Below are 13,672 nucleotides of genomic sequence, written 5' to 3'. Positions count from 1 at the left end.
CTAAGCCTTCACCCAGGTTAAAGTCTTTTACTGGTTTTGAGTTTGGTTGCCACCAGCTGGTTGCTGCGCTGGAGCAGCGGGTTGTTGTGCTGGAGCTGGTTGTTGTGTTGTAGTAGTTTCAGTAGTAGTGGTAGCTGTAGGTTTGTTACTTGACTCACCACATGCAGTTAGCGCTAATGCTAGAAAACCAGTTGCTGCAATTAAAGCGAAACGATTCATTTCATTCTCCCTATAAGTTTAATATTTTTTTTAAATCCCTTTAGATTTTAGCAAATAAATTTAACTTCAACCATGACCTATTGATATTTCAATAAAAAAGTATGGCATTATCTTATTTTAGAAACTCAAAAAATTAATAACCCATTTGGCAAATACCTTATCATCACAGTGTTGTTGCAATGATTTTAATCCCTGCGCGGCTAGTTCTTTTCCTAAGTTATTTTTGCGAAGTTCAATCAACGCCTGAGAATATCTTTTGCTGAACTCAGGGTGCCCTTGGACGGTGAGCAGGTTGTCGCCAATCTGCAACATATAAAACGGACAGAAATCACTAGCAGCCAGAACCTCTGCCTCCTCAGGAAGAAACACAACTTGATCCTGATGGCTAACGATCAGATTTAAAATCCCTAGAGATGGTGACATCCATGGCTTGTGTTGGGTAATTTTATTTACAGACATACCTATACCCCACCCCTGATGAGATTTTATAACCTTCCCCCCTAACGCCTTCGCAATAAGCTGATGGCCAAAACAAATCCCTATGATTTTTTTTCTTGCCGCATGAAGACGTCGAATGAATTCTTCAAGTGCACTAATCCAAGCTAAATCATCATTAACACCATAGCGACTCCCGGTAATAACATAAGCATCAGCGGCATCAATATGACTTGGCAATTCATCATAACGAACATCATAGACTGTGAATGACAAATTGGGGCCTTCCTGATGCAGTAGCTTAATATACATTTCCGAGTAAGTTCCATGTACCTCAATTAGCCTTGGATCTACTTGGTCACATTGTAATATTCCAATGTTCATGGTGGTCCTTAAGGTGCTTCTGTCAATCTCATCATCACCATCTCTGAATGACGGGAAGAATCGCCTTGAATTGCTGCAATAAGGATGCGTTCATATTGTTGAATGTCAAAAAGAATTGGATTACTCTGTGCTGAAGGGTCTTCCGTCGCCATTGTTGCAATACGTGCCGCATGTCGTTTATCAATACCAATTTCAGCTAAACTGTGCTCGATGCCTAATTCTTGACGCAACTGGATTATCCAATCAAGAAATCCATCAAACCCATTTTCAATCTCTAAGTAGGTCGCTAACCGCGTTATTTTGTATTCAATCTCGGATCGATTAGCGTGTAATACATAAGGCATGAGAATGGCATTTAATCGCCCATGATGCGCATCATAAATTGCTCCCAAAGGATGAGCAAGTGCATGCATAGCGCCTAAACCACGTTGAAAAGCCGTTGCCCCCATCGAAGAAGCTACAAGCATTTGTGTCCTGGAATTTATATCATTACCATTTTGCATCACTCGAGGTAAGTGTTCTTTTATTAGACGAATCCCCTCAAGAGCAATTCCTTCTGCAAGCGGATGATATCCGGGAGCACAATAGGCCTCCAAACAATGAGACAGCGCGTCCATACCTGTTGCTGCCGTAATATTCGGTGGTAAAGCAACTGTCAATTCAGGATCTAAAATAACCATAGCCGGCATCATTTTAGGGTGAAAAATAATCTTTTTGCGTTGTTGTTGCGTATCGGTTATCACAGAAGCACGCCCAACCTCAGAACCAGTACCTGCGGTACTTGGTATAGCAATAACTGGAGCGACACCTGCCGCATTGACGCGTCGCCAATTATCTCCTATGTCTTCAAAATCCCATAAAGGACGCTTTTGTCCAATCATCAAAGCAATGGCTTTACCTGCATCAAGAGCTGAGCCTCCTCCAAAAGCAATAACCCCATCATGTTGCCCCTTTTGATAGGCATTTACACCTGCCATGACATTTTCTCCCGATGGATTTGCTTTTACATCGGCGAATAAGGAAATAAACAAGCCCGTATCACGACAATGTGTCAATATTGACTCAATCACCGGTAATTTCGCAAGGTTACTGTCCGTGACCAAGAGAGGTGAATTTATTCCCAAGGTATGGCAAACTTCGACAAGTTCACGAACACGCCCTGCTCCTACCTTTATCGAAGTGGGATAATTCCAATTAGCCATCAGTAATGTACTCATTATGGTAGATTCCTTTCTCTGTTAATCGTTTTTAAATGATACGATTTGGGTCTAGTCAGTAAGTCATATCCTATAGAAGAGAGCGTACATCCACGCCCAGAATTCTTAACTCCAGTCCAAGCCAAAGCAGGATCTAGATAATCACAACGATTGATAAAAAATGTTCCTGTATGAAGTTGTTCACCAATAGCAATTCCTTGGGAAATGTCTTGAGTAAAAACAGCGGCTGTTAACCCATACTCGCTGTCATTCATCAATGCAATAGCTTCTTCATCACTATCAACAGACATAATACCGACCACTGGCCCGAATGTCTCTTCGGTCATTATCCGCATTTTGTGGTTTACTTGCGTTAAAATTTGGGGGGCCATATAGGCAGAACCTGGTTGATCCATTACAAAATCTCGACTATCAATATGTGCTACAGCTCCTTGCGCCAATGCCTCTTGAATCTGCGCGCGTACAAACGCCACCGAAGAAGGACGAACGAGTGGCCCCAAGGTTGTTTCAGGATCATCAGGGCGTCCGAGTTTATATTGTTTAACCAAGGCTACTGCCTTGTTAACAAAATGCTCGTAAACACTCTTGTGAACATAAATACGTTCAATACCACAGCAAGATTGACCTGAGTTAAAGAACGCCCCATCCATAAGTGTATCAACTGCATTATTAATATCAGCATCATAACGGACATAAGCCGGATCTTTTCCTCCAAGCTCAAGGCCAATACTTAAAAAACGTCCCGCGGTTACTCGTTCTATCATCGCTCCACCAGCAACAGAACCCGTAAAAGCAACATTATTTATTGATGAATCGCGCAAAATTTTTTCCGTATCGGAATGAGTTAGATGCAAATACTGAAATACTCCTTGCGGAAGATTGGCTTCTCTAAATGCTTGGTCAAATCGCTCCGCTACAAGTGGTGTTTGCGCTGAATGTTTGAGCAACACCACGTTTCCAGCCATTATGGCTGGAATAATCGCATTTACAGCAGTAAGGTAAGGATAGTTCCAAGGAGCAATAACTAGGGTGAGTCCTAATGGCTCACGTTTGATATAACGAATAAAGCCCATTTTTTCAGGCAATGAGATCGGGACAAGTGCATCACGTGCAGCAGCGATCATATAACGAGCCCGCTCTTCAAGACCATTAATTTCGCCAGCAGCATAACGGATGGGTCTCCCCATTTGCCAGCAAATTTCGTTGGCAATCTCATTCTTGTTGGCAACCAGAGCATCTACTGCCGCAGTACAGTATCTCTCGCGCTCGGCAAGGGGAGTAGCTGCCCAGTGTTTTTTTGCATTTAATGCCCTCTCCAAAGCAAATTGAATCTCATTATCTTTGGCAAAAGCACGTTCTACATATAAAGAATTATCTATAGGCGAATAGGTTTTCAATGTGTCATTCATAATCGAGTAAACCCAGGTTAAATAATTTCAAAATAGCGGTCCAATTCCCAGTCCGTAATATGACGGCGAAATTCGCGCTCTTCCCATTCTCGAGAAGCAGCAAAATGATCAACAAATGAATCGCCAAATAAAGAACGAGCGGCTTTTGATTCCTTAAGACGAGTAGCCGCTTCCCAAAGAGTTCGAGGTAAAGCAAGCTCTGCTTCGTGCTGCTGTGTATAAGAATTGCCTTTAATTTCGGGATATGGTTCCAGTTTTTGTTCGATTCCATACAAACCAGAGCCTAAAGCGGCTGCCAAAGCCAAATAAGGATTCGAATCGGCAGACCCCAAACGATATTCAACCCGCTGCGACTTATCACTTCCCGGTATAACACGTAGTGCCGTAGTACGATTTTCTACACCCCAGGTTGCATCAGTTGGAGCCCAAAATCCTGGAATCAAACGAGAAAAACTGTTCACAGTAGGCGAGACCATTGCCAAAAACTCAGGCATAAGTCGCTGTTGCCCAGCTACAAAATGCCGTTGAATTGGGCTCATATTATAGGGCATGGAAGGTTCATAAAACGCACTGGTTTCCTCATTTTTATGGCGTAAAGAAAGATGAATATGTCCGCTTTGACCTGGATAATGCGGCGACCATTTAGCCATAAAAGTTGCCATCATATTGTTGCGCTGCGCTAAAACCTTCATAAATGTTTTAAACAAGGCAGCCTTGTCCCCTGCTTCGAGGGCCTTATCTACAGCAATCGCTGCTTCAATCACCCCAGGGCCTGTTTCCGCATGCAACCCCTCAATAGGAAAGTCCATAATCTCACTCATATTGAGAATCTGATGATATAAATCCGCATGGACGGTATTGCGAATCATTGAATAACCAAAGAAGTCAGGCGTCATGGGTTTTAAATCGCGGAAGCTTTTAGACCGTACACTGTCAGGTGTTTCGTCAAACATAAAGAATTCATATTCTAAGGCAGCATAGACGACATACCCCATTGAATCCGCTTTATTAACAATGCGACGCAGCAATGCTCGAGGACATAAGGCTTCAGCCTCTCCAGCAAATTCAGCCATAAATAACAACTGATTTTCTTCAAAAACCAGATCGCGACACGTTTCGGGAAGAATACGCACTAAAGTATCAGGGTAACCGGTGTGCCAACCAGTATATTTCCCATTATCGTACAGTTTATTTTTGGAGTCCCACCCTAAGATCACATCACAAAAAGAAAAACCATTATCCAGAGCCGAGAAGAATTTATTACGACTCATATATTTTCCAAGCATAACTCCATCTATATCAAATAAACCAACCTTGACATGAGTTAGATTACGCTCTTCAACAATTTTTTTGGCTGCTTCAACGGTCTTCACATCCTTTGGAGTTAACATAGCATTTCCTTTGCCTGTTCATTATAAGTCATTAGATTTAGTCTATTTGATAATATCCCAGATTCTATTCTTGAATCCAAGGTTTATTTTTTGATATTTACAAAGGTCAATATGGAAAATAATTGCACAACAATTATCCCTATACCCTAAATTAACCAGTAATCTTCCCCTACCATTTCAAATAGGCTCTACTCTACCTTAGATCATTTTGCTAAAATCGCCGCAATTTAAACTCGAGTAAAAACATTCATGACAACTTCCCATACGCCGATGATGCAACAGTATTTACGCATTAAATCAGAATATCCTGATATGCTCCTGTTCTACCGTATGGGCGATTTTTATGAATTATTTTTTGATGATGCCAAGCGTGCATCACAATTATTGGATCTTACTTTGACCCATCGTGGCCAATCTGCTGATAAACCAATTCCTATGGCTGGCGTTCCTTACCATGCTGTAGAAAATTATCTGGCAAGATTAATTAAAAAAGGCGAGTCGGTAGCTATCTGTGAACAAATAGGAGATCCTGCAACCAGTAAGGGACCCGTCGAACGTCAGGTTACCCGTATTATCACTCCAGGAACAGTGACTGATGAAGCACTTTTGGATGCTAAAAAAGATAATTTACTTTTGGCCGTTCACCATCAAAAGCAAAAAATTGGTCTCGCATGGGTTGAATTAAGTAGCGGCCGTTTTCATTTACTGGAATTAGCTGAAACAAATCAACTCAGCGCAGAGCTTACGAGATTGCAACCCGCAGAGTTGCTCTTACAAGAAACATCCTCACTGGAAGAATACTGCCAAAATTTCCCAATTAAGCTAAGACCAGGCTGGGAGTTTTGCTTCGATAGTGCCAAAAAACTCTTATGTGAGCAATTTTCAGTAAATGATCTCGCCGCGTTTGGTGAACAAGAATATACCACCGCACTGGTTGCAGCAGGTGCTTTACTGGCCTATTTACACACAACACAAAAACAATCGCTACCTCATTTAACTACGATAACCCTAGAACATACACATGATTACTTGCAACTCGATGCCGCGACACAAAAACATCTTGAGTTATTTGATAATATCAATGGCAATCATGAAAACAGCGTATTATCTCTTCTGGATAAAACGGCCTGCTCCATGGGCGGTCGTTTGCTCAAACGTTGGTTAGGAAGACCGCTTAAACATCGTGGCAAGATCAAAGCCCGCCAAGATGCGATAATGGAACTACTGCATCTGCAAAACGATGTATCTATCCATGAATTATTAAGACAAACATGTGATGTAGAACGGATTATCTCGCGTATTGCTCTAAAATCAGCTCGCCCACGTGATTTAGTTGCTTTAAGTCATACTTTAGCGTTACTTCCCGAGCTGAATACTGTACTTGTGCACAACAAGAGCGAACTCACCGTACAATTAAAAAACCACATTAAACCGCTACCAGTACTCCAGCAATTGCTCGCATCCGCGATTATAGAAAACCCACCAATGTTAATTCGTGATGGTGGCGTTATAGCTCCCGGTTTTGATGAAGAGCTTGATGAATTGAGGATGCTCAGCACGCGTGCCAACGATAAACTCATGCAATTGGAGCTGGAAGAAAAACAAACAACTGGATTGTCCTCGCTGAAATTTGGCTTCAATAACGTACAAGGATATTACATTGAGCTGTCCAAAACCCAAGCAGAGAAAGCACCACCTCATTACCACCGAAAACAAACTTTAAAAAATGTAGAACGTTACATCACCCCAGAATTGAAGCAATTTGAAGAGAAGGTATTATCGGCGCAAGTAAAGGCCTTAGCACGCGAAAAATGGCTTTATGAGAATTTACTGATTGAAATCCAGAACAATATAAACGAATTGACACAATTAGCGCAGGCTCTAGCTCAACTGGATGTGATAACAACTCTGGCAGAGCGAGCACAAAGTTTCAATTGGTGTTGTCCAAATCTTGTAGCTGAATCGCAAATTACCATTGAAGCCGGCCGTCATCCAGTAATTGAACATTTGCTCCAAGAACGTTTTATCGCCAATGACCTGCATCTTAAACCATCGCAAAATATATTGCTTATCACCGGCCCCAATATGGGCGGAAAATCAACGTACATGCGCCAAACAGCTTTAATTGTACTTCTAGCACATATTGGCAGCTTTGTACCCGCTAAATCAGTCACTTTAGGACCTATTGATAGAATTTTTACACGTATTGGTGCTAGTGATGATTTAGCCTCTGGACGTTCAACCTTTATGGTAGAAATGACTGAAACAGCACAAATTTTAAGACAGGCAACCCATGAAAGTCTGGTTTTAATTGATGAAATCGGTCGCGGAACCAGTACATACGATGGCATGGCGCTAGCCTATGCCGCTTGCACCTATCTTGCAACAACCATCAAGGCCTATACTTTATTTTCCACGCACTACTTTGAATTAACAAATCTTCCCCAGCAGTGGTCATGTATTCGGAATGCTCACTTACAAGCCTCTTTGGATACTGGTCGCATCATCTTTCTATATCGGGTAGAGCCTGGACATGCAAACCGAAGTTATGGGCTTGAGGTCGCCGAGCTTGCCGGCATACCTGCTGAGGTTTTAAAAATTGCCCACACTCACTTACATCATGTACAAAATCAGACTCCATCGACTTTGCAAACCCAACCTATAGTTCAAGTAAAACCTCAATCACCTATTTTGCGTGAATTGGCGCAAATTGATCCCGATCAATTGACTGCTAGAGAGGCGCTTGACTTGATTTATCGACTCAAAAGCATGGAAACGGCGGATGTATAGTAATGCAACAGCAATGTAGGCTGGGTGCAGCGCAGATATATTTTATTCCTAGCCCTAAATTTCGAATAAGTGTATATTCATAAAAGCGTTTTATACGCAGAATAAGAGGATTTTTCTGGTGAAGCGAGTACTGAGACTATCATGAAGAAATTAATTTATATGATACTTCTCATTACCTGTTTTGCTTTATTTGCTAAAAGTAATGACTTGGCATCCATTACAATTCATGGAGTTTCTGGAAAAGTAGAGGCGAACGTTGAAAAACGATTGAATGAATTACAAAAATTAAAACCTCTCTCCCAATTTAGCCTGGAAGAATTGAGAGAACAAATACTTCAAGCGGTACAACCTTTCGGCTATTTTAAGGCCGAGGCAACACTTCAAAGACCTAATGCGCAGCAGTTGCTCATTACCATCCATGCTGGCCCACAAATCATGATTTCACAGCTTAAAATGGAGATAATTGGTGAAGGAGCGCATAATCCTGTCTTGCGTGATGCAATAAAAAATATACCTCTACAGCAAGGAGCCCCCCTTTTCACGGAACAATATGAACAAACTAAATTAAAACTCCTTGATAGCGCAGAAAGTCAGGGATACATGCGTGCTGGATTTAAGAAAAGTGAAATTTTAATCGATGAAGATAACTATACAGCAGAAATCACACTCATTCTTGATACTGGACCTCTTTATTATTTTGGACAAATACAATTTAACCCTACATACATTAACCCTAAATTACTGCATCGTTTTGTTCCTTTTCATCCAGGACAAGTCTATTCAGGAGATAAGATACTTAAATTAAACAATGATTTATCAAACAGCGGCTACTTTAGTTCCGTTCTCGTTAAACCACAAATTACAGACAACCCAACAACTCCTGTACAAATCTATACTGAACCTGTATCCAAATACTCTTATACCCTTGGCGCAGGTTACGGAACAGATACAGGACCTCGCGGCCGAGCTGCCTTACATGTAGTACCAGTCAATAGCCAAGGACATAAATTCAATCTTATGGCTCAAGGATCCTTTGTTCAAAATGCATTACAGGCCCAGTATGTTGTTCCCGGAAAAAACCCTGTAAATGATCAATATACTCTTACCGGAAACTTTTCGAATTTAAGCTACAGTGCAGGTTATAGTAACTCGATTCTTATGTCACTGGCTCAACAGCATCGTGTAACTAATTATCAACGCACTTTATCAGTCAATACCTTATATGAAGGATTTCATTATGCATTAGAGCCAAATACGAAACAATTTCTACTCTATCCAAAAGCAAGTTTTACGTTTAGCAAAACACAAGATCTGCTTTTTTCGCCATCTGGATATAACATCACGCTTAATGGCCTTGCTGCAAATCAAGCTCTCTTGTCGACAATTAATTTTGCCCAAGCTTCCGTGGATATAAAAGCTGCAATGCGAATAGAACCAATCCGTTTGCGTCTTTACGGACATGCAATTCAAGGAGTTACAGCAATCAATAACATCAATCAACAACCATTGTCGCTTGCATTACTTTTAGGAGGAGCAGATAATTTAAAAGCATTTAGTTTTAATGCAATAGGTCCCGGAAGAGTACTCAGTTACGGTGGCTTTGAAATTCAAAAGGAAACCAAAAAAAACTGGTACGTCATAGCATTTTATGATGCAGGTGCTGTTTACAATCCAACTCCTTTAGCTGGATATTTCGATGCAGGTGGTGGTTTAATGTGGGTTTCACCTATAGGACCAATTAAAGTAGGATTAGCTCAAGAAATCAATAAACGATGGCAGCGGAATAGCAGCAGTCCACGATTAGTAATCAGCATGGGACCAGACTTATGAAGCGAATTCTGGTAAAAACTCTGCACGTGTTAGTCAAAACACTTTATATTAGCTCGTTATTTCTTATTTTATTAGGCGGAATTGCCTTATTTTTATTAGAAACCCAATCGGGGTTACATACGATAATTCATTTCAGTCGTTTATATCTTCCTGGTAATATAAAAATTCATCAAATTGAGGGTAGCCTATTAAATCACTTTACTGTGAGCGGAATCGAATATCAAAATAAATCACTTAAAATTAAAATAAAACAATTGGATGTACAGTTGCATCCTCATTCTCTATGGGAAAGCCAATTAATAACTGCTCAATGGCAAGGCCTACAATGGAACACGGAACAAGATAAAGTTATCGATAGTGAAAAAGGAACAATTACAGCAACCGGTGTCTTGCCCAATCTACAAATTGATATGCATTCTCAAATGACCACTGCTCCTGAGGATCATTGGCTAATGAAGGCAAAAATTCGCGGAACCTTGCCTTGGCAATGGACTTTTGATGCAAATCTAAGCCCTCAGAATAGTGCACCCCAGCATGCTCGTTTATATACCAATTTATCAGCTCAAGGTGAGATTAGTGCTAAAAATCAAGGGAATTTATTGTTCACAATACGTCTTGGTGTTTATCATGACCCCAGTAATGACACCCTCCCAGTGCTTCAATTCAAAGGTGGTTCTCTAAAGATCCTTCTTTCACCTGAATATCTTAAAGGTTCTGGTATTTTAGCGATTGATGAACATAAAAATTTAAAACTGAAGTTTCAATTACCTAAATTTGCTCTTGATACTGGCTTAAAAGACGAGCAACCAATCAACAGTGAATTATTATTGGAATTAAACTCCTTGGATTTTATCCAAAAAATTAGCCCCGAAATTAGCAAACTAAAAGGACAGTTGATTGCTTCATTAAAAGTAAACGGTACTTTGAGTAAAAGAAAAATCGAAAGTCAATTAAGACTGATAAACACCAGTTTTTTCTTACCTCGGCTAGGACTTAATATCGATTCTTTTGAGGTGAATGTACGTGGAAAGGAACGTTCTTGGGAAGCAACAGGTTCTATAGTATCCTCAGGTCATCATTTATCACTTACTGGGAAGGCAAACCTAAGCACCCAATTTACAGGTGATATCACCCTGGAAGGCAATGATTTTCCACTGGTTCAAACCAGTGAATTCAAAGTCGGCATTTCACCAAAACTCAATCTACATTTAACACCAACAGTACAATCCATTTCAGGCACTATCTTGGTTCCTTATGCTGAAATTAAACCCCGTTCATTCCACAACAGCGTTTCCTTGCCCGATGATGTGGTTTATAAACGTAAGGAAAAATCATCCTCTTCGTTTACCTTGATTAATAGCATGGATATTGATCTTAAAATGGGAAAAGAAGTTGTAGTTAATGTAAAAGGGTTAAAGGGTTATTTGGATGGAGTACTGCATTTAAAACAATCGCAACAAAGTTCAATCAATGCATATGGTGAACTATCAGTGAGACAGGGTACTTATAAGGCCTACGGACAGGATTTGGCAATACAACAAGGACAATTAATCTTTACTGGTGGGTCCATAAGTAATCCGGGAATTAATCTCCGTGCTGCAAAAAAAATTACTACTACTTCAACAAACTTTGCTAGTTCGAGTCAACTTTTAGACTTTAATAGTACCGATGTGCAAAATATTAATTATGGGGAAACCATGACTTTAGGCGTAGAAGCAACCGGTCGCTTAACCCGTCCTAAAATACAATTATTTTCTGATCCTTCAACTCTTTCCCAAGCAGATATTCTTTCCATGCTTGTTCTAGGTCGTCCCGCGAACCAAGCAGACAAGGCTGGAGGACAATTACTTCTAGCGGCTATATCGTCGATGAATCTTGGTAGCACCACGAACAGTCTCCAACTTTTAGAACAACTCAAACAAACGGTTGGTATTGATTTTAATGTACAAACGAATACCAACTATAATCAACTCACCAATACCTCAAGCGACACGACTTCCTTTGTAGTGGGAAAATCTCTTTCAAAGCGTCTTTATTTAAGCTATAACATCGGTCTGTCACAAACAGATGCGAATATGTTGACGCTGAGATACTTACTCAATCGATTTTTTAGTATCCAAATTAGCAACAGTGATAGCAGTAGCGCTATTGATTTTTTGTATACCTCCAATAAGAAAATAAAAAAAAGAAAACACTAAAATGCAGGTTTGATCAAGTAAACGTAATCGGGAGGTGAGGAATTCTCGGTCATCTCCCTGGGTTAGGGCTTGCGTCTTCACCCAAGTTACAGGAGTTGTGTTAAAATATCTCGAATTTTTTGGGCGCTTCGATCTCTTAGCCACAGAATGAACTACATGATAGGAATTAATTCATGACCGACTACAATATACCATTAAGATTAACGCGTTTAAGAAGCAATCCGATGTCCCGAGCCTTAATTAAAGAAACACGCTTGCATCCGCAGCAATTTATTGCTCCTTTATTTATCAGTGAATTACTTAATGAACCGCAAGAGATAAGTGCGATGCCTGGTCAGTTTCAATTAAGTCTTGATTGTCTCCCGAAAGAAATTGAGTCGCTCTATTCCTTAGGCATTCCAGCAGTACTTCTATTTGGCATTCCTAAACAAAAAGATGCTTGTGGTAGTGAATCATTTCATCATGAAGGAATTATTCAAAAAGCGATAAAAAAAATTCGTTCTGTAAATAAAGACATCCTCATTATTACCGATCTTTGCTTTTGTGAGTACACAGATCATGGTCATTGTGGTGTGCTTACTGAAGAATGCATTGATACTGAAAAAACTCTGGCTTTACTTGCAAAACAAGCGGTAAGTCATGCGCAAGCTGGTGCTGATTGGGTTGCACCCAGTGGAATGACTGATGGAATGGTGAATGCAATTCGTCAAGCATTAGATGCACAAGGATATCAACATATTCCTATTTTAAGTTACAGTGCCAAATATTGTTCTTGTCTATACGGACCTTTTAGAGAGGCAGCCCAAGGAGCACCAAAATTTGGTGATCGCAAGGCCTATCAAATGGATCCTGCGAATGGCGCTGAAGCCTTAAGAGAAACAGCCCTGGATCTTGAGGAAGGTGCCGATATGATCATGGTAAAACCTGCTGGATTTTATTTGGATGTTATAGCAAAACTAAAACAAAATTTCCCTGAAGTGCCTCTTTGTGCTTATCAGGTAAGTGGTGAATATTCAATGATTAAAATAGCTGCTCAAAACAAGCTAATCAATGAAGAACAGGCCATTATAGAAAGTTTGATTGCGATAAAACGTGCTGGAGCGGATTTTATTATTTCTTATTTTGCAAAAGATATTGCACGCTTGTTAAGTCAAAATAAATCATTCATATAAGATGCCCAGCCCATCACTTTTTCTTACAATAAAAACCCACGCATATGGTGTCTATGAACCCTACGGTGATAGACACTTAGTTATTTTCCGATATACTCTTGATGGGTTTTGATGTAGAAAAACCGATTGGTTTAGAACTGTTTGACTTGTCACTAATCATAGTGAATTCAATAAAAACTAGCCAATCATTTATAATTAAACGGAGAAAGAGAGATAATGAATTTAATATTTAAAAGTTTTTCAGCAGTAGCTTTAGGCATCAGTGCTTTAACAGCTTTTGCAAGTCCAACTTATTTAATGACGCATAATAACACTCCTGAAGAATCAAATGCTTATATAGCAGGCGTCCCTTCTGCATACCCAACTCCCGCCAATTCAACTCAAAAAGTTTACTGGAATCTCGTAAAATTGGCCTGCTACGGACACACAACAGGTAAACAATGCTCTGCAGTAATTAAAATGGCCACGAATACATCAAATCCTATTGAGGTAGGTGAAGTTCGTATGGATCTTGATACAGGAGATATCACTCCAAAGTTTTTATCTAAAAACGGATATACCCTTACTATAAATGGTCCTGGTGAAGCGACTATTACTAAAAAGTAATCAATCTTATTTGGATTAGTG

General features: G+C 40.1%; 10 protein-coding genes. 5 read left to right on the top strand and 5 right to left on the bottom strand.

What is annotated here, in order from left to right:
• Window positions 1-27 precede the first annotated feature (27 nt).
• From DGG96_RS02790 to DGG96_RS02770, 5 genes are all read right to left on the bottom strand, one after another.
• Window positions 28-219: a hypothetical protein gene (locus DGG96_RS02790; protein ID WP_110141499.1), complete on the bottom strand. Its 192-nt coding sequence runs from the start codon at window positions 217-219 to the stop codon at window positions 28-30.
• Window positions 220-336: 117 nt separating this feature from the next.
• Window positions 337-1,038 carry a glutamine amidotransferase-related protein gene (locus DGG96_RS02785; RefSeq protein WP_110141498.1) on the bottom strand — a complete coding sequence of 234 codons (702 nt, stop codon included), beginning with the start codon at window positions 1,036-1,038 and terminating at the stop codon, window positions 337-339.
• A gap of 8 nt (window positions 1,039-1,046) precedes the next feature.
• Window positions 1,047-2,255: an iron-containing alcohol dehydrogenase gene (locus tag DGG96_RS02780; RefSeq protein WP_110141497.1), complete on the bottom strand. Its 1,209-nt coding sequence runs from the start codon at window positions 2,253-2,255 to the stop codon at window positions 1,047-1,049.
• Window positions 2,255-3,664, bottom strand: a complete 1,410-nt coding sequence (locus DGG96_RS02775) for an aldehyde dehydrogenase family protein (RefSeq protein ID WP_110141496.1) — start codon at window positions 3,662-3,664, stop codon at window positions 2,255-2,257. The genes DGG96_RS02780 and DGG96_RS02775 overlap by 1 nt, the downstream gene beginning before the upstream one ends.
• 17 nt (window positions 3,665-3,681) lie before the next feature.
• Complete coding sequence (locus DGG96_RS02770; RefSeq protein ID WP_110141495.1) at window positions 3,682-5,055, bottom strand: glutamine synthetase family protein; 1,374 nt, start codon at window positions 5,053-5,055, stop codon at window positions 3,682-3,684.
• Window positions 5,056-5,304: 249 nt separating this feature from the next.
• Here DGG96_RS02770 and mutS point away from each other — a divergent pair, with 249 nt between their 5' ends.
• The 5 genes from mutS (at window position 5,305) to DGG96_RS02745 (ending at window position 13,651) form a co-directional block, all read left to right on the top strand.
• A complete protein-coding gene (mutS, locus tag DGG96_RS02765) occupies window positions 5,305-7,845 on the top strand; it encodes a DNA mismatch repair protein MutS (protein ID WP_110141494.1) in 2,541 nt (846 codons plus the stop codon).
• 141 nt (window positions 7,846-7,986) lie between these two features.
• Entirely contained in the window at window positions 7,987-9,675 is a 1,689-nt protein-coding gene (locus tag DGG96_RS02760) for an autotransporter assembly complex protein TamA (RefSeq protein WP_110141493.1), read from the top strand.
• Window positions 9,672-11,873, top strand: coding sequence for a translocation/assembly module TamB domain-containing protein (locus tag DGG96_RS02755; protein ID WP_110141492.1), 2,202 nt, complete (start codon window positions 9,672-9,674; stop codon window positions 11,871-11,873). Before DGG96_RS02760 ends, DGG96_RS02755 begins: the two co-directional genes overlap by 4 nt.
• A 173-nt stretch (window positions 11,874-12,046) precedes the next feature.
• Window positions 12,047-13,045, top strand: a complete 999-nt coding sequence (gene hemB, locus DGG96_RS02750; protein WP_110141491.1) for a porphobilinogen synthase — start codon at window positions 12,047-12,049, stop codon at window positions 13,043-13,045.
• Window positions 13,046-13,261: 216 nt separating this feature from the next.
• A complete protein-coding gene (locus DGG96_RS02745; protein ID WP_110141490.1) occupies window positions 13,262-13,651 on the top strand; it encodes a hypothetical protein in 390 nt (129 codons plus the stop codon).
• Window positions 13,652-13,672: the final 21 nt, after the last annotated feature.

The sequence above is a fragment of the Legionella qingyii genome (genome assembly GCF_003184185.1).
Note: the sequence above shows the minus strand (reverse complement) of the source record. Positions and strands in the feature narration are given on the sequence as shown.